17 protein-coding genes are annotated in these 16,358 nt (G+C 71.5%); 9 read left to right on the top strand and 8 right to left on the bottom strand.

The annotated features are described in order from the left end of the window. Positions 1-3: 3 nt before the first annotated feature. A complete protein-coding gene (locus E4P38_RS06910; RefSeq protein WP_135131037.1) occupies positions 4-732 on the top strand; it encodes a glutamine amidotransferase in 729 nt (242 codons plus the stop codon). 18 nt (positions 733-750) lie between these two features. Here E4P38_RS06910 and E4P38_RS06905 read toward each other — a convergent pair whose 3' ends face one another. Further along, positions 751-1,164, bottom strand: coding sequence for a hypothetical protein (locus E4P38_RS06905; protein ID WP_135131036.1), 414 nt, complete (start codon positions 1,162-1,164; stop codon positions 751-753). Positions 1,165-1,510: 346 nt separating this feature from the next. Here E4P38_RS06905 and E4P38_RS06900 point away from each other — a divergent pair, with 346 nt between their 5' ends. The 3 genes from E4P38_RS06900 to E4P38_RS06890 all read left to right on the top strand — a co-directional run bounded on the left by E4P38_RS06900 (position 1,511) and on the right by E4P38_RS06890 (position 4,186). Next, positions 1,511-2,095 carry a hypothetical protein gene (locus E4P38_RS06900; RefSeq protein ID WP_135131035.1) on the top strand — a complete coding sequence of 195 codons (585 nt, stop codon included), beginning with the start codon at positions 1,511-1,513 and terminating at the stop codon, positions 2,093-2,095. A 44-nt stretch (positions 2,096-2,139) separates the two neighbouring features. Continuing rightward, entirely contained in the window at positions 2,140-2,541 is a 402-nt protein-coding gene (locus tag E4P38_RS06895; protein ID WP_135131034.1) for a hotdog domain-containing protein, read from the top strand. 64 nt (positions 2,542-2,605) lie between these two features. Then, complete coding sequence (locus tag E4P38_RS06890; protein WP_167760474.1) at positions 2,606-4,186, top strand: CYTH and CHAD domain-containing protein; 1,581 nt, start codon at positions 2,606-2,608, stop codon at positions 4,184-4,186. Positions 4,187-4,238: 52 nt separating this feature from the next. On the opposite strand, the gene E4P38_RS06885 is transcribed toward E4P38_RS06890, so the two are convergent. Continuing rightward, complete coding sequence (locus tag E4P38_RS06885) at positions 4,239-4,745, bottom strand: hypothetical protein (protein WP_135131032.1); 507 nt, start codon at positions 4,743-4,745, stop codon at positions 4,239-4,241. Between the two features lie 340 nt (positions 4,746-5,085). Between E4P38_RS06885 and E4P38_RS06880 the strand changes: the two genes are divergently transcribed. Both E4P38_RS06880 and E4P38_RS06875 read left to right on the top strand, forming a co-directional pair. After that, a complete protein-coding gene (locus E4P38_RS06880) occupies positions 5,086-7,263 on the top strand; it encodes a glutamine synthetase III (RefSeq protein WP_135131031.1) in 2,178 nt (725 codons plus the stop codon). Positions 7,264-7,604: 341 nt separating this feature from the next. Then, positions 7,605-8,291, top strand: a complete 687-nt coding sequence (locus tag E4P38_RS06875) for an SPFH domain-containing protein (protein WP_135131030.1) — start codon at positions 7,605-7,607, stop codon at positions 8,289-8,291. Between the two features lie 155 nt (positions 8,292-8,446). Here E4P38_RS06875 and E4P38_RS06870 read toward each other — a convergent pair whose 3' ends face one another. Together E4P38_RS06870 and E4P38_RS06865 are read right to left on the bottom strand one after the other, a co-directional pair. Continuing rightward, the gene (locus tag E4P38_RS06870) at positions 8,447-9,472 is read right to left on the bottom strand and encodes a GAF domain-containing SpoIIE family protein phosphatase (RefSeq protein ID WP_135131029.1); all 1,026 of its coding nucleotides are present in this window, start codon (positions 9,470-9,472) and stop codon (positions 8,447-8,449) included. Between the two features lie 56 nt (positions 9,473-9,528). After that, positions 9,529-10,218 carry a PAS domain-containing protein gene (locus E4P38_RS06865; protein ID WP_135131028.1) on the bottom strand — a complete coding sequence of 230 codons (690 nt, stop codon included), beginning with the start codon at positions 10,216-10,218 and terminating at the stop codon, positions 9,529-9,531. A 155-nt stretch (positions 10,219-10,373) separates the two neighbouring features. Here E4P38_RS06865 and E4P38_RS06860 point away from each other — a divergent pair, with 155 nt between their 5' ends. Then, positions 10,374-10,598: a hypothetical protein gene (locus tag E4P38_RS06860; RefSeq protein ID WP_135131027.1), complete on the top strand. Its 225-nt coding sequence runs from the start codon at positions 10,374-10,376 to the stop codon at positions 10,596-10,598. A gap of 139 nt (positions 10,599-10,737) precedes the next feature. Here the strand turns inward: E4P38_RS06860 and glnA are convergent, their stop codons facing one another. Further along, positions 10,738-12,171, bottom strand: coding sequence for a type I glutamate--ammonia ligase (gene glnA, locus E4P38_RS06855; protein WP_135131026.1), 1,434 nt, complete (start codon positions 12,169-12,171; stop codon positions 10,738-10,740). Positions 12,172-12,348: 177 nt separating this feature from the next. Here glnA and E4P38_RS06850 point away from each other — a divergent pair, with 177 nt between their 5' ends. Next, the gene (locus tag E4P38_RS06850) at positions 12,349-12,756 is read left to right on the top strand and encodes an RDD family protein (RefSeq protein WP_245160850.1); all 408 of its coding nucleotides are present in this window, start codon (positions 12,349-12,351) and stop codon (positions 12,754-12,756) included. Positions 12,757-12,768: 12 nt separating this feature from the next. Beyond that, entirely contained in the window at positions 12,769-13,323 is a 555-nt protein-coding gene (locus E4P38_RS06845) for an N-acetyltransferase (protein WP_209308981.1), read from the top strand. Between the two features lie 3 nt (positions 13,324-13,326). Here E4P38_RS06845 and E4P38_RS06840 read toward each other — a convergent pair whose 3' ends face one another. The 3 genes from E4P38_RS06840 to E4P38_RS06830 all read right to left on the bottom strand — a co-directional run bounded on the left by E4P38_RS06840 (position 13,327) and on the right by E4P38_RS06830 (position 16,337). Next, complete coding sequence (locus tag E4P38_RS06840) at positions 13,327-14,160, bottom strand: DUF4191 domain-containing protein (RefSeq protein WP_135131024.1); 834 nt, start codon at positions 14,158-14,160, stop codon at positions 13,327-13,329. Positions 14,161-14,209: 49 nt separating this feature from the next. Continuing rightward, positions 14,210-15,184: a lipoyl synthase gene (gene lipA, locus E4P38_RS06835; protein ID WP_135131023.1), complete on the bottom strand. Its 975-nt coding sequence runs from the start codon at positions 15,182-15,184 to the stop codon at positions 14,210-14,212. Positions 15,185-15,266: 82 nt separating this feature from the next. Next, a complete protein-coding gene (locus E4P38_RS06830; protein WP_135131022.1) occupies positions 15,267-16,337 on the bottom strand; it encodes a hypothetical protein in 1,071 nt (356 codons plus the stop codon). Positions 16,338-16,358 lie beyond the last annotated feature (21 nt).

Below are 16,358 nucleotides of genomic sequence, written 5' to 3'. Positions count from 1 at the left end.
CGCGTGCGGCCCTTCCTCCTGTTGTCCTCCCGCGCCGAGGACGTGGCCGCCGACGACGAGTACGAGGCGTTCCTCCGGGTGACCGGTCTGGCGCCCGCCGAGCTGCAGCGCGTCCGCATGGAGGCCGCCCCGCTGCCGGCGTTCGAGCTGGACGACTACGCCGGGATCTTCGCCGGCGGGGGACCGTTCAACTCCAGCGACGCCCCGCTGGAGAAGTCGGCGGTCCAGCACCGGGTCGAGCGAGAGCTGGGTCGGCTGCTGGACGAGGTCGTCGCGCGTGACTTCCCCTTCTTCGGGGCCTGCTACGGCGTCGGGACGCTCGGCGTGCACCAGGGCGGGGTGATCGACGGCACCTACGCCGAGCCGATCTCCGCCGTCCGGGTGCGGCTGACCGAGGAGGGGGCGGCCGATCCGGTCCTGGCCGGGATGGCCGAGGAGTTCGAGGCCTTCGTGGGACACAAGGAGGCGTGCAGCGTGCTGCCGCCGAACGGCGTCCTGCTGGCCTCGTCGGAGGCGTGCCCGGTGCAGATGTTCCGGGTCAAGGACAACCTGTACGCGACCCAGTTCCACCCGGAGCTGGACCTGCCCGGGCTGCTCACCCGGGTCCGGATCTACCAGCACGCGGGGTACTTCCCGCCGGCCGAGCTGGACGAGGTCCTCGCCCGGCTCGAGCCGGCGGTGGTGACCGAGCCGGGGCGGATGCTGGCGAACTTCGTCGCGCGGTACGCCTGACCCGGTCGCCCGTTCGTCCTATGTGTCGGTGGGCGAGCGGTAGGGCGACCCGGGGTTGAAGACCTCGAGCGTGTAGCGGTCGAACCGGTCCAGCGACCGGCGGGTGAACCGCCCCATGCGGGTCAGCCCCGTGGGCGCCTGGCCGGGCGGCCTGCCGCCACGGGTGCTGTCGGGGCTGCGTCGTCCGGCGGTCCGCCGCTCGCGGGTCAGGTCGTGGTCGGAGAGGTCGACGGCCGGGTCCTCGGCGAAGGTCGTCGTCGCCAGCTCGTGTGCAAGGTCCTCGCGGTCGGCCTGGACGGCGGAGTTGATCTTCTGCGCGTACGCGGCGTGCATGCGCACCAGCCGCTCCTCCGCGCCGGCGGGGCGGGAGGGCGCCGAGGTGGCCTCGGTCGGGAGGGCGCCGGGGAAGCGGTCGCCGTGGTCGTCGTTCATCGGTGTCGGTCGTCCTGTGGTCACTGTGGAGCATCCGTCTCGTGAGTTCGGGCGACCGGGGTCGCCGCTGGTGGAGCGAGACAGCTGTGTCTGCGCAGGTTCGTGGGAATCGCTTCGTCGCGATGTCGGCAGCGCTGCCGAGGAGGGACTCCTGCCGCGACGCTCGTCATCGGCGTCGTGCGGCTCATCGGGCCCATCCGCCCTCTCGGGCTCCCCTCCAGTATGGGAGGAGATGGGTTGCCATCGCGTGTCAACGCACAGAACGGACGGTGACATTCCCCGCGCCGACAGGCGCACCGCCGGGAGTGGGTACGTTTTGGCCGAGCAGGAGCGCGGAGGTGAACCGGTGAGCGACCCATCCCGCCGACGGCCCGGGACCTCGCCGGGGTCCGGAGCGCCTCCTCGTCGCCCGGCCCGGTGGGCGACGGTCGGGGTGCCGGTGGCGCTCGCCGCCCTGATCGTCCTCGCGGTCGCCGTCTACCTCGTCGTCGACCGGGAAAGTGTCGACGCGCAGCCGGGCGTCACCGTGCCGACGGGAGGCCCGGTGCCGTCGTCCGAACTCGCGGGGGAGTGGTCGGGCGAAGGATCGCTGACCGACTGCGCCGGGCTCGACGACGTGGACTGTCCCGCGGGCCGGCAGGTCGTGCTCGCGATCGAGTGCTCCGAGCGGCCCTGCGTCGTGACCCCGTTCGAGCGCGGCTACGGGCAGCCGCCGCTGGAGTTCCAGGACGGCCGGTACCGCGCCGCCGGCCCCGTGCCGGCGAAGAGTGCGCCCACCTGCGGCGGCGCGCCCACGGCCAGCGCGCTGTGGCGGCTCGAGATCGTCGCCGCGGACGGGCGGCTCGCTGGCACCTACGCCGAGTCCACGGTGCAGGGATTCGACTGTGGTGCCACCTGGCTGCGCTGGCAGATCACCTTCGAGCGCGGATGAGCGACGCCCGCGGGGCGGATCCGGCGCTCCTGTAGCTTCGGCCTGTGCCGCGCTATCGAATGCCGGTGACCCACCGCCCGAACCGGGACGGCTCCGCGGTCACCTCCCGGCACGTGCCGTACTACCTGGCCCTCGAGGTCGCTTCGGACGCGTGGGCGCGGCTGCTCGACGAGCTCGGCGACGGCCTGCTGTCGACCGCTGACGTCGCGGTCGTGCACACGGAGTTCGACTTCCGGCGCGAGCTGTTCACCGGCGAACTCGACGTGGACGTCGAGGTGACCCGGGTGGGCCGCAGCTCCGTCGCCTTCGCCGTCGCGCTGTACCAGCGGGACCTGCTCGCGGGCACCGGGGAAACGGTCGTGGCCCAGACGGACGAGGCACGGCTGGTGTCCGTGCCCCTCTCACCTGTGCAGCGGGCGATGCTCGAGTCCCTCGTCGCCGCCTGAGCAGATTTCGGGTCAGGGGCCGTAGGCGGAGGCGGGTGACGCTCCTCCGGCGTAGAACATGTCCATGCTCCGTGTTCACCGGGAAGTCGAGAAGAAGTACGTCGCCGACGACGGCTTCGAGCTGCCGCCGCTGATGGAACTGGTCGCCGGGGCGGACGCCCTCTCCGCAGCAGCGGTCACCCCGGTCGCGGAGGGCGACAGGGTGGAGCAGCAGCTGGTTGCGACGTACTTCGACACGGCCGATCTCCGCCTGGCGGCGGCTGGGCTGACGCTGCGGAGGCGGACCGGGGGCGACGACGCCGGCTGGCATCTGAAGGTCCCCGCGGGCGCCGACGCCCGCTCCGAGGTGCGCCTGCCGTTGGGGCGAGGCGCGCGAACGGTGCCGGCAGCACTGCGGCAGATGGTGTGGGCGCACAGCCTAGGGGCCGAGCTCCGGCCGGTGGCCGAGATCCTCACCGACCGGACGGTGCGACGCCTGGTGGACGTGACCGGGCACGCGGTGGCGGAGGTGGCAGACGACCGCGTGACGGCCCGCAGGCTCCTGCCGACCGACGGTCCGGGCGATGCCGCGGGTGCCCCGACGTCCTGGCGGGAGATCGAGGTCGAGCTCGACGACGCCACCTCCGACCTCCTCGCTGCTGTCGACATCAGGCTCCGCGAGCGGGGACTGCAGGTGGCGCCGACCGCCTCGAAGCTGGCGCACGTGCTGGACCTCCAATCGAAGGTGCGCGACGGGTCGGGCAAGGCGAAGAAGCTGAAGGTCTCCTCACCCGGCGGAGAGGTCGTCCTCGCGCACATTCGCGAGCAGGTGCAGCAGATCGTGGCCCAGGACCTGCCGGTGCGCTTGGACGCCCCCGACAGCATCCACAAGATGCGCGTGGCCACCCGTCGGCTGCGCAGCGCGCTCACGACGTTCAAGCCGCTCTTCGCTGCTGACGTGGTGCGCCCGCTGCGCGACGAGCTCAAGTGGTTGGCCGGCGAGCTCGGCGCCGCACGTGACGCCGAGGTGATGCGGGACCGGGTCCGCGCGGCCGTCGAGGAGCAGGGCGATGCCGCCGAGCTGGGCGCGGTGGCGGAGATCGCGCACGCGGAGCTGGACCAGGCGTACGCGTCGGCCCACGACCGGGTGATCGCCGAGCTCGACGGTCAGCGCTACCACGATCTGCTCATGACCCTCGACCGCCTCGTCACGTCCCCACCCGTGACGGGCAAGGCCGCCGCTGCTGCCGGCAGGGTCCTTCCCCGACAGGTCGCCCGTAGCTACGAGGGGGTGCGTCGCATCATCGAGGACGCCGACAGCAAGCCGGCGGGTCCCGAACGCGAGGAACTTCTGCACGACGCCCGGAAGTCCGCCAAGCGCTCCCGCTACGCCGGTGAGTCGGTCAGTCGGGTGTTCGGCGAGGACGCCATCGTCTTCGCGAAGGCGATGGAGGACGTGCAGGAGGCATTGGGGGAGCACCAGGACTCGGTTCTCACCCGCGAGCGGCTGGCCGACCTGGCCGCGCACACGTCGAGCACCGGCGCGGCCTTCCTGTACGGCCGGCTGCACGCCCTGGAGGAGATCCGGTCGGCGAAGTCGCAGCAGCACTTCGACGCAGCGTGGAAGGCGGCCGGCCGCACGTCCGTTCATCGCTGGCTGCACTGACGGACGTGGGGCCGGCCGGCGGGACGGCGCGTCCCGGCCCGCCGACCGCCGATCACACCGCCGCGGTCAGGCTTCGGACGCTGGAGCTGACGGTCAGCGCGACCCGACGGCTGACCCGGAGTGCCTGGTCGGCCAGGGTGTAGGCAGCCTCGATCAGGTCCTCCGGTCGCACCAGTGCGGTCGGCACGATCGTGCGGACGATCGTGGTGACGCTGCGGACGACGCCCGCGGCCGCGTCCTCACTGCTCCGCGTCGCCTGGACCAGCTCCCGGCGGGCCTCCTCCTGCTCTTGTTCCCGCAGCTGCTGGACCAGCTCCGCCCGGGCGACGGTGAGCGTGCGGCCGGCGCGCTCGCGGTCGTCGCCGTCGTCCGTCCCCTCGTCGATCGCCCGTCGGGCCACGAGTCGGCGGATCTCCTGGGTGAGCTCTTCCTGGGAGCGGGCGAGCTCGACGAGCGACGCCTGAGCACGCGTCGGCGCACTGCCGGTTGCGGCAGTGGATCGCTCGTTGTCGTCCGTCGGCTTCGGGGTCGAGGCGTTGTTCTTGGTGGGGGCGGTCATGGTGTCCTCCTGGAGTCGGGACGATCTGGACCGCCTCAGCCTCTGTGGGGTACATGAACCGCGGTCGGGCATCCGGTGCCCAGCAGGAGGAGGGCCGCCGAACACGGGGCCGGCGGACGGGCCGCCTGTGATCACCAGGAGCAGAGCGGAGATGCGCGGGCCGTGACGAGGAGTGGCGGTCCGCCCTCGGCCCCCGGAATCGCTCCTGCCGTGTGACACGCCGTCGGCGCAGTCAGTGTTCACCGGCGCGACACACGACCGGTGCGGCTGCTTCCTAGGTTCGGCGCATCTGGTTCCGTGGGGATGCCCGCGGAACGCGCCACCGTCGCGAGGAGCCGCCGTGAGCGGGAACATCGTCCGTCTGCAGGCCATCAAGGACGTCGAGGCCTACGTTCCCCCGGCCGTCAGCTTCACCGCGGGTGAGACGCCCGGTGAGATCTTCGGCGCCAATGTCTTCAGCAAGGTCGAGATGCAGAAGCGGCTGCCCAAGTCGGTCTACAAGTCGGTCCTGGCCACCATCGACCATGCCGCACGGCTGGACCCCCTGATCGCCGACGCCGTTGCCGCCGCGATGAAGGACTGGGCGATGGAGAAGGGTGCGACGCACTACGCGCACGTCTTCTACCCCCTCACCGGACTCACCGCGGAGAAGCACGACAGCTTCCTGGAGCCGGCCGGAGACGGATCGGCGTTGGCCGAGTTCGCCGGCAAGACGCTGACCCAGGGCGAACCGGACGCCTCGAGCTTCCCGAGCGGCGGGCTGCGCAACACCTTCGAGGCGCGCGGGTACACCGGCTGGGACGTGACCAGCCCGGCCTACGTGCTGGAGAGCCCGAACGGCAACACCCTCTGCATCCCGACGGTCTTCGTCTCGATGAACGGGGATGCCCTCGACCACAAGACCCCGCTGCTGCGCTCCCAGCAGTCGATGGCCAAGCACGCCGAGCGGGTGCTGCGGCTGTTCGGGCACGCCAAGCCGGATGCTGTGGTGTCCTACTGCGGGCCCGAGCAGGAGTACTTCCTGGTGGACCGGCACTTCTTCCTCGCCCGGCCTGACCTGCTCAACGCCGGCCGGACCCTGTTCGGCGCAAAGCCGCCCAAGGGCCAGGAGTTCGACGACCACTATTTCGGGGCCATCCCGGAGCGCGTGCTGGGCTTCATGATGGACACCGAGCGGGAGCTGTTCAAGCTCGGCATCCCGGCCAAGACCCGGCACAACGAGGTCGCGCCCGGGCAGTTCGAGATCGCCCCGATGTTCGAGCGCGGAAACGTGGCCGCCGACCACCAGCAGCTACTGATGACGACGTTCAAGCGGCTGGCCCAGAAGCACGGCATGGAGTGCCTGTTCCACGAGAAGCCGTTCGAGGGCATCAACGGCTCAGGCAAGCACGTCAACTTCTCGCTGGGTAACACCACCGAGGGCAATCTCCTGCTGCCCGGTGACACCCCGCACGAGAATGCTCAGTTCCTGGTGTTCTGCGCTGCGGTGATTCGCGCGGTGCACAAGTACAGCGGTCTGCTCCGGGCCTCGGTCGCCTCGGCGAGCAACGATCACCGGCTCGGCGCCAACGAGGCACCCCCGGCGATCATCTCGATCTTCCTGGGGGATCAGCTGACCGACGTCTTCGACCAGGTGGCGAAGGGCGGTGCGACGTCGTCGAAGGAGAAGGGGACGCTGATCATCGGTGTCGACACCCTGCCGGTCCTGCCGACCGACCCCGGCGACCGGAACCGGACCAGCCCGTTCGCGTTCACCGGTAACCGCTTCGAGTTCCGGGCCCCGGGCTCCCAGCAGACCGTGGCGGGCCCGATGGTCACGATCAACACGATCATGGCCGAGGCGCTGGACCACATCGCCACCCGGCTGGAGACCGCCGTCGCCGCGGGCACCGAGTTCAACGTCGCGGTGCAGAAGCTGCTCGAGGAGATCATCACCGACCACGGCGCGGTCGTGTTCAACGGCGACGGCTACTCCGACGACTGGCAGGTGGAGGCGGCGGCCCGCGGGCTGCCGAACCTGCGGACGACGTTGGATGCGCTTCCGGAGCTGGTCTCGGAGTTGGCGACGGAGCTCTTCAGCACCTACGGGGTGTTCAGCGAGCGCGAGATGCACAGCCGCTACGAGATCGGGCTCGAGCACTACACGCTGACCGTGGGCGTGGAGGCGCGGCTGACCCTGGAGGTCGGGACGACGGCCGTGCTGCCTGCGGCCGTGCGCCACCAGACCGAGGTCGCGCAGAACATCGGAGCGCTCCGCGCGGCCGGCGTGGACGCCGACCCGTCAGCTCTGGACGAGATCACCGGCCCGCTGACCGAGCTGCGGTCGGCTCTCGCACGACTGCGCTCGGCGCTGGGCGAGCACCCTGGCGCGGCAGCGATGGACGAGGCCCGGCACGCGCAGGACGCCTTACTGCCGGCGATGGCGGCGGTCCGGGCTGCGTCCGATCTGCTCGAAGGTGTGGTGGCCGACGACCTGTGGCCGCTGCCGACCTACCAGGAGATGCTCTACATCCTCTGACCGGCCGCACCTGCGGAAGGTGGACGTGTCCGGCGTTAAGGGCACGTCCATCTGCGGCGCGGCCGACAGAAATCGACGGCGCTGCGGCCGTGGATCCGGTTACAGTCCTGATGCCCGTGATCAGCAGCCGGGCGGCATCGCCGCCGCAGGTTCTGCGTGTCGGTGACGGGCATTGCCAGGTGGGCAAGCGTCTCAGGAACGCGCGGGTTCGATCCCCGATGCCGTTCGGCGCGCGGTCATCCCGGTGCCGGCGGTCTGCAGCGCTGCGTGCGCTCCCCACCGGTACCCGACCGCGCGCCGGACGGTCCGCGCGCACTGAACGGTGAGAGGAGGGCAGGAACGTGCAGATCATCGTCCAGGAGTGGGAACGGGTCCTGCTCTACCGGGACGGCCGGTTCGAGGAGACTCTCGGAGCGGGCCGTCACCGTCGGCTGCGCTGGCGGCGCCGTCGGGTCCGGGTCCAGATCCGGTCCCGCCTGCTGGTCGTGCCGAGCCAGGAGGTCCTGACCGCCGACGGACTGTCGGTCAAGGTCAGCCTTACCGGCGCCGTCAGGACGGCGGACGCGCGCCGCTGGCACGAGGCGGTCGAGGACGCCGACTCCTTCGTCTACGCCGCACTGCAGATCGCGCTGCGCGAGGCAGTGGCGGCTCGGACGCTGGACGAGCTGCTCGGCGCCCGAGGGTCGCTCCCCGACGAGCTGGGGCAGCGGGTCCAGGCGGCTGCAGAGGCCGTCGGTGTCGCGATCGACAGCCTTTCGCTGCGCGACGTGATGGTCCCCGCGGAACTCCGCCGGGCGGCGGCCGAGGTGGCGACCGCACGCGCCCAGGGCCTGGCCGCCCTCGAGCGGGCGCGCTCGGAGGTCGCGGCCACGAGGGCGCTGGCCAACGCGGCGCGCCTGGTGGCCGAGCAGCCGGCGTTGCTGCAACTGCGGACGCTCCAGGCCGTCGAGGCCGGCGGCGCAACGGTCGTGCTGACCATGGGTTCGGCCACCGTCGAGCCGACGTCGGTTGTCCGCCGCGACGGCTGACCCGACCTTCGGCGCACGCACTGCGGCCCCTGTCCTCGGCCGAGGGGCGGGGGCCGCAGTGACGCTACGACTCAGATGTCGTAGTACATCGCGAACCCGCGCGGGTGCGGTCGCTAGGTGGCTGACCCGGGCGTCGGCCGGGTTATGCGCGCGGGTCAGAGTGATGTCGACGGGAGCGGGTCCACCCCGGTTTGTGCCGATCGGGCCCTGACGGCGATCACGGCGACGTCGTCATCGGGGCTGGCCGGCACCATGCGGGCCAGCAGCTCGTCGCACATCTCCTCGAGGTCCCAGCCGGCGAGGTCGGCCAGCGTTCGCCGGAGCCGGTCGAGCCCGTGGTCGAGGTCCTGGTCACGGCGTTCGACCAGCCCGTCGGTGTAGAGCAGCAGCACCGCATCCGGGTCCAGGGTCACGAGCGACTCCCGCCGCGGCGCGTCGGGGTCGACCCCGAGCAGCAGGTCGGTGCGCTCGGCGGTGAGCAACCGCACACGACCGTCGGCAGTGACTGTCGCCGGCGGCGGGTGGCCGGCGTTCGACCAGCGGAGCTGCGTAAGTCCTTCGGATTCCCCGTCGCCGGTCTGCTCCAGGCGGGCGACGACGGAGGTGGCCACGATGCCGGCCTGAAGGGTGTCCAGGACCCGGTCGACCCGCCGGAGCAGGTCGGCGGGGCCGTCGTTGCTCTCCGCACCGATGGTGCGCACGGTGCTGCGGATCTGCCCCATCGCCGCCGCCGCCTGGGTGTCGTGGCCCACGACGTCGCCGATGACCAGCGCCATCGCACCGTTGGGTTGGAGGAAGGCGTCGTACCAGTCGCCACCGACCTCGGCTGCCTGAGCGGCCGGCACGTACCGCGCGACGATCTGCACGACGTCGGACTGGGGCGGGGGTGTCAGCAGCGAGCGCTGGAACCCTTCCGCCAGACCCCGCTGCTGGCGATAGAGCCGGGCGTTGGCCAGCACGAGCCCGGCGCGCGCAGCCACGTGGCCGGCCGTGGCCAACTCCTCGGAGGTGAGCGGGCCTCGGGATGCGCTGTTGGCGAGGGTGAGCATCCCGACCGGGCCGCTGGGCCCCGGGAGGGGAAGGACGGCGAGCGACTCCGGCGCCAGCAGGGTGATGAGGCCGCGCAGCGGCCCCGGACCGAGCAGCGCCAGGGTCTCCTCGGTGGCGTTGTTGGGCACCATCTGCGTCTGTCCCGTGCGGAGTGCACGGATGAAGAGCGCGTCGTCGTTGGGCGCGCTCAGCTGCGCCTGGCCGTAGGCGTCCGCTGTCGCGCGCCGGGCCGGGTCTGCGTGCCAGGACGCGACCGTGCGCAGGCCACGCCGGGAGCCGGCGGCCTGTCGTCATCGATCAGGGTGACGATGCACCAGTCTGCGACCTCGGGCACGACCAACTGGGAAAGGCGCCTGACGGCCTCACCTGCATGCTGGGTGCTGCCCAGCCGCTCGCTGATCCGGCTCAGCAGTCGCTCCCGCGGACCAGTGAGCTCGGACTGCGTCCGCACGCCGTGGCTGACGCTGTCCCAAGCCGCGCCCACTACACGGACGGTGGTGCCTCGCTCGTCGGACAGCGCCTGCCCCCGGGATGCCAGCCATCGGTGGCCTCCTTCGGGCCGCAGCACGCGGTACTCGTCCTGAAAGCTCCCCCTGGTGGCGATCGCCTCCTGCAGAAGGGCGCCGACGCGGGGAACGTCGTCGGGATGGAGGCGGGCGTTGAAGGCCTCGATGGACTGGTCGAACGCCGACGGGACGTAGCCGAACAGCTCGATGAGGCGCTCGTCCCAGAACATCGTGCCGGTGAGCAGATCCCAGTCGAAAGTGCCGATCCCCGAGGCTGCGACGGCCAGGTCCCGGAAGGCGTGCCGGGCGTACGCCGGCGGGCCGACCAGTCCTTGCGGGTTCGCTGCTCGCTCGACGCCGTGATCGTTCATCGGACCTCGGTCTCTGGTCGCTGTGGTCCGTGCCGGCGCCCGTGACGCAATGTGTTCGGAGCCCCGCCCAGTGTGTACGACCGGGCTGTCTTCAGGGGCTTCACCGACCAGAAGATTGCGGTGTCCGCCTCAACCGGTCGGCGCAGCGCCCAGCCGTGATCGGCGTCGCGCCATCGCCCGCCGACGCCCTGCGGCACGGCCGCGGACGCGTGCGCGTGGCTGTCACGGCTTTCGGCACGTCGTGGCTGCTCGACGTCAGCGACGCTGCCGGCGACCAGCCGCCGACACCAGCGGTGGCCCGACTCCCTGCCGACGGCGGCCTCGGCCTGAACCTGGTCGCCAGTATCTGTGTGCCGGTGGGGTCCTCGGCCTCGGGATGAGTCCGTAGACATCGGCAGTCGCGGGGCTCTCGCCGCACCCGGCGCACGACGAAGCACAGCCCTCGCCAGGGGATGTTCGTGAACCCGTGGCGAGGGCTGTGTGGATCTGCCGGTCAGGACCTAGCAGGCCCCAGACGACTCAGATGTCGTAGTACATCGCGAACTCGTGCGGGTGCGGGCGCAGCCGGATCGGGTCGATCTCGAACTCCCGCTTGTACTCGATCCACGTCTCGATGAGGTCGGGGGTGAACACGCCACCCTCGATCAGGTAGTCGTGGTCGACCTCGAGCCGGTCGAGGACGGCGTCCAGCGACGCGGGCACCTTCTCGATGCCCAGGGCCTCCTCGGGCGGCAGCTCGTAGAGATCCTTGTCGACCGGCGCCGGCGGCTCGATCTTGTTCTTCACACCGTCGAGGCCGGCCATCAGCATCGCCGAGAAGGCGAGGTAGGGGTTGGCCGACGGGTCGGGCACGCGGAACTCGATGCGCTTGGCCTTCGGGCTGTCGCCGGAGATCGGGATCCGGAGGCAGGCCGAGCGGTTACGGGCGGAGTAGACGAGGTTGATCGGCGCCTCGTAACCCGGCACCAGACGGTGGTAGCTGTTGACCGTCGGGTTGGTGAAGGCCAGCAGGGACGGGGCGTGCGCCAGGAGCCCACCGATGTAGTGGCGGGCCATGTCGGACAGGCCCGCGTACCCGGTCTCGGCGTGGAAGAGCGGCTCGCCGTCCTTCCAGAGGCTCTGGTGGCAGTGCATGCCGGAGCCGTTGTCACCGAACAGCGGCTTGGGCATGAACGTCGCCGTCTTGCCGTAGGCCCAGGCGGTGTTCTTGATGATGTACTTGAACAGCATCAGGCTGTCGGCCGACCGCAGCAGCGTGTCGAACTTGTAGTTGATCTCGGCCTGGCCGCCGGTGCCGACCTCGTGGTGACCGCGCTCGAGCTCGAGGCCCGCGTTGGTCAGGTTGGTCATCATCGTCGAGCGCAGGTCGCTGTAGTGGTCGTAGGGCTCGACCGGGAAGTAGCCGCCCTTGGCCCGGGTCTTGTAGCCCAGGTTCGGGCCGCCGTTCTCGCCGGTCAGCGCACCCGAGTTCCAGGAACCCTCGACCGAGTCGATGTGGTAATAGCCCTCGTTGATGCCCGTCGAGTGCCGGATCGAGTCGAAGATGTAGAACTCGGCCTCGGGGCCGAAGTAGGCCGTGTCGGCGATGCCGCTCGACGCCAGGTACGCCTCGGCCTTCTTCGCGACGTTGCGGGGGTCGCGGCTGTAGGCCTCACGTGTGATCGGGTCGTGGATGAAGAAGTTGACGTTCAGCGTCTTGTGACGACGGAACGGGTCGAGGAACGCGCTGTTGGCGTCGGGTAGCAGGAGCATGTCCGACTCGTTGATCGCCTGGAACCCGCGGATCGACGAGCCGTCGAAGCCGAGGCCGTCGGAGAACGTGTCGGGGCCGAAGGCCGTCGCCGGAATGGTGAAGTGCTGCATGACGCCGGGCAGATCGCAGAAGCGGACGTCGACGTACTCGACGTCGTTGTCGCTGATGTACTTGGCGACCTCGTCGGGACTCTTGAACATCGATCCTCCGGGAGTGAGCGGACAGCCGAACCGCAAGTTACGAGCGGGGGGTTGCCCCCGGGTGTCCCGAGTGTTTCGGAGCGGTAACAAGGCCTCCGGCGTGTCGCCGGTGGCTGCTGTGCTCGGGCTCGGGTGTTGCTGCGGTCAGGTCCTACGCTGGCGGACATGGTCAGGGACGTGGAACCACCCTCTCAGCAGCGGGTGCGCGGCGCCTCTCTGGGGTTGCCCGCGGAAGGCCGGGGGTCCCTGGCGAGCTTCGGGAGCCGGCTCGGCGCCTTCTGCGTGGACGCGATCGCCTCCGCCCTGGTCGCCGGCCTGTTCACCGCGCCACGGCTGCCGGGAAACTGGGCGCTGGCCGCCTTCGCCGCCGTCACCGTGCTCACGCTCGTCGCCTTCGGGCAGACCCCGGGCATGCGGCTGCTCGGCCTGCGCCTGGCCCACCCACGGCCGGGGCAGCGGCTGGCGCCCTGGCGGGCCGTCGTCCGGACGGCGCTGTTGTGCCTGCTCGTGCCGGCGCTGCTGGTCGACGCCGACGGTCGCGGACTGCACGACCGGCTGACCGACACCGCCGTCGTCCGGGACTGATGAAGGACCACCGTGCCCCCCACCACTCGCAAGCTCGCGTCGGGTCCCTGCACGATGGCCATCCGCCGCGAGCGACCGGCCGACCACGACGCTGTCCGGGCGCTGCACCAGGCGGCGTTCGCACTCCCGAGCGGGGGAGCGGTCGTCCAGGCGCGGCTGCTCGACGAGCTCAGGGAGGACGCCGGCTTCCTGCCGCACCTGTCCCTCGTGGCCGTCGACGGGGACCGGATCGCCGGCCACGTGATCGCCACCCGTGGATGGCTCGAGCCGTTCGGGACGGCGGTGCTCGGGCTCGGGCCGCTCGGAGTCGAGCCCGACCTGCAGCGTCGCGGCGTCGGGACCGCCCTCGTGCACGCCGTGCTGGCGGTGGCGGAGGCGTGCGACGAGCGGCTGGTCGCGCTGCTCGGGGACCCCGGCTACTACCGCCGCTTCGACTTCCGGCGCTCTACGGACCTCGGCGTCGCCGCGCCCGATCCGGCCTGGGGCGAGCACTTCCAGGCCCGCCTGCTGACCGGGCGGCCGGTCGGGGGCGCGTTCCGGTACGCGCAGCCCTTCGACCGGCTCTGAGCGTCAGCCCCGGCGGCGGACCTGGCGCTGGCTCACCGACATCTGCTTGCCGCCGGGCAGCGGGCCGCCGGGCACCGGCATGCGGCCCGCGCCCATGGCGCTCATTCGCCGGCCGAGAGCGTTGACCTCCGCGGCGGACAGGTTGCGGGGCAGCTTCATCACGTGGTTGCTGAGCTTGCGCAGCGGCACCTGACCCTCGTCGTCACCGACGACGATGTCGTAGATCGGGGTGTCCCCGACGATGCGGGCGACCTTCTTCTTCTCCTGGGCGAGCAGGTTGCGGACCCGGCTGGGCACGCCTTCGGCGACCAGGATCACCCCGGGCCGGCCGAGCACCCGGTGGACGGCGTCGAGCTGGGTGGTGCCGGCGACCCCGGAGCTGACCCGCCAGTCGCCGCGCATGCCCTCCAGCACCCAGGCAGCCGCGCCCGGCTGGCCCTCGACCTGCCGATAGGCCGAGCCCTGCGCGCGGCGGCCGAACAGGATCAGCGCGACGAGACCACCGGTGATGAGGGCCAGCGGCAGGAAGAGGAACGGCGACCCGAGCAGGATGCCGATGAGCTCCACGACGCCGGCGACCGCCACGAAGGCGATCAGCATGATCCAGGGGAGCTTCGGGTCGTTCTTCCGCGTCAGCGAGTAGGCCTGCTTGATCATGCGGGCCTGGCCGGCGACCTTCTTCAGCCGGCCCACCTTCGGCTGGCCCTTCTTGTCCAGCTTCGGTGCCTTGGCGGAGGCAGCGGTCGAGCCCGAGGAACGGCCGCGGCCGGCGTCCTTCGGGCCACGGCCGGCCTTGCCGCTGGGAGCGGTCGCGTCTGAGGGCTTGCTGCGTGCCATGCCCCCAGGATAGGGGCGCGGCGCGTTCGCCCCGACGACCGGCGCGAGGTCAGGCCTGGTGCGTGAGTCCCCGGGCCTCGACGGCCTGCTGGTACAGCCGGCCGGCACGGTAGGAACTGCGCACCAGCGGCCCGGCCAGCACGCCGGGAAAACCGATCCGCTCGGCCTCGGCCTGGAAGCCCACGAACTCGTCGGGCTTGACCCAGCGGACCACGGGGTGGTGCCGCGGGGAGGGGCGCAGGTACTGGGTGATGGTCAGCAGGTCGCAGCCGGCGTCGTGCAGGGCCTGCATGGCCTCGACGACCTCGTGCGGCTCCTCGCCCATGCCCAGGATCAGGTTGGACTTGGTGACCAGGCCGGCCTCGCGGGCGGCCGTGATCACCGAGAGGGAGCGCTCGAAGCGGAAGCCCGGGCGGATCCGCTTGAAGATCCGCGGCACGGTCTCGACGTTGTGCGCGAGCACCTCGGGCCGGGAGGAGAAGACCTCGGCGAGCTGGTCGGGGTCGGCGTTGAAGTCGGGGATGAGCAGCTCGACGCCGCAGCCCGGAAGCTGGGCGTGGATCTGGCGCACCGTCTCGGCGTAGAGCCACGCCCCGCCGTCGGGCAGGTCGTCGCGGGCGACGCCGGTGATCGTGGCGTACTTCAGGCCCATCGTGGCGACGCTCTCGGCGACCCGGCGGGGCTCGTCGGCGTCGAAGTCGGCGGGCTTGCCGGTGTCGATCTGGCAGAAGTCGCAGCGCCGGGTGCACTGGTCGCCACCGATGAGGAACGTGGCCTCGCGGTCTTCCCAGCACTCGTAGATGTTGGGGCAGCCCGCCTCCTCGCAGACGGTGTGCAACCCCTCGCGCCGGACCAGTGACTTCAGCTCGGTGTACTCCGGGCCGGTCTTCAGGCGCGTCTTGATCCACTCGGGCTTGCGCTCGATGGGCACCTGGCTGTTGCGGACCTCGAGGCGGAGCAGTTTGCGGCCGGCCGGCTCGAGCGGGGATCCCGAGGAATGCGCCGGTGCCGCCGTCTCGCTCATGATCTCCACGGTACCCGCCGGACGCACGCCGCCCCCGCTGCGACGAGCACAGCGGGGGCGGGCGTGATCGGTGCGGTGCGGGTCAGGCCTTGTCGCCGTCGATGCCGGGGCCCTGCACGTCCTTGCGGGTGGTCTCGTCCTCGTCGCCCTCGGCCATCTGGGCGGTCTGCTCGCCCAGGTCGGTGTCGGGAGGGGTGGCGTCGCCGGCCGCGAACTCCGCGTCGGAGACGGTCTTGCCGGAATTGCTCGGAGAGCTCGGCACGGGGTCCTCTCGGTAGCTGGGCACGGGACCGTCACCGGCCGGGGCCGGGGTCCAGGAGTCGTCCTTCTTGCGGCGGAGCAGGGAGAACACGACCGCGCCGACGGCCATGGCGAGAAGCAGCCACGGCCAGCGGCGCGACTTCGGCTCCTTGCCGACCTTGCGCTTGACCTGCTTGGCGGTGGCAGTCGCCTTCTTCTCGAACTCCCGGCGCTTCTTTCCGGCCGTCTTTCGCGCCTTCTTCGCCGACTTGCGTGCCTTCCGCGTCGACTTCTCCGCGGAGGCGACGAGCTCGGCCCGGCGCGCCTCGAGCTCGCTGCGCGCACTGTCGACGCCGGCGACCAGGGTCTCCCGGGCGCTCTCGAGTGCCGGGGCGACGGCTACCCGCGCGGCCGCCACGCGCGGGACGGCGTAGGCGACGGCCGCCTTCTCGGCAGCCTCCAGACGGGGGACGACGTCGTCCTTGAGCGCCTTCTGGGCCGCCTTCTGCGCTGCCTCGACCCGGGGGCCGAGATCGGCCGCGGCCCGGCTGGCCGCATCCTGGGCGGCAGCCACCGCCGAGGCCACGCGCGGCGCCGCGGCCTCACGGGCGGCCTCGACGCGGGGGCCGATCGCCTCGCGGGCGGCCTCCACCCGGGGACCGATGGTGTCGCGTGCCGAGGCAACCGCCGGGGCGGCAGCCGCCATGGCAGCCGCCACCTTGGGGGCGACTGCCTTCTGGGCGGCGTCGAGCGTGGGGCCGGCAGCCTCACGGGCTGCCGCGACCCGGGGACCGAGTTGCTCGGCCGCGAGGCGGCCGGCCTCGGAGGCCGCCACCCCGATGTGGGCGAAGCCCTCCTGGAGCTCGGCGCCGATGACCTGACCGCGCGTCTTCTTGCGGAACACGAGCTGCACCTCCATAGATCGTCTCGGCGA

The organism is Blastococcus sp. CT_GayMR16, from assembly GCF_004570875.1.
Taxonomy (GTDB): Bacteria; Actinomycetota; Actinomycetes; order Mycobacteriales; family Geodermatophilaceae; genus Blastococcus_B.
This window is presented reverse-complemented; position numbering and strand designations above follow the sequence as displayed.

Excerpts from the sequence above, each read along its gene's own strand:
- E4P38_RS06885 (WP_135131032.1), bottom strand. The coding sequence starts at position 4,745 with ATGACCGCCCCCACCAAGAACAACGCCTCGACCCCGAAGCCGACGGAC.
- E4P38_RS06840 (WP_135131024.1), bottom strand. The coding sequence starts at position 14,160 with ATGGCACGCAGCAAGCCCTCAGACGCGACCGCTCCCAGCGGCAAGGCC.
- glnA (WP_135131026.1), bottom strand. The coding sequence starts at position 12,171 with ATGTTCAAGAGTCCCGACGAGGTCGCCAAGTACATCAGCGACAACGAC.
- E4P38_RS06905 (WP_135131036.1), bottom strand. The coding sequence starts at position 1,164 with ATGAACGACGACCACGGCGACCGCTTCCCCGGCGCCCTCCCGACCGAG.
- lipA (WP_135131023.1), bottom strand. The coding sequence starts at position 15,184 with ATGAGCGAGACGGCGGCACCGGCGCATTCCTCGGGATCCCCGCTCGAG.
- E4P38_RS06865 (WP_135131028.1), bottom strand. The coding sequence starts at position 10,218 with ATGAACGATCACGGCGTCGAGCGAGCAGCGAACCCGCAAGGACTGGTC.
- E4P38_RS06890 (WP_167760474.1), top strand. The coding sequence starts at position 2,606 with ATGCTCCGTGTTCACCGGGAAGTCGAGAAGAAGTACGTCGCCGACGAC.
- E4P38_RS06870 (WP_135131029.1), bottom strand. The coding sequence starts at position 9,472 with ATGGTGCCCAACAACGCCACCGAGGAGACCCTGGCGCTGCTCGGTCCG.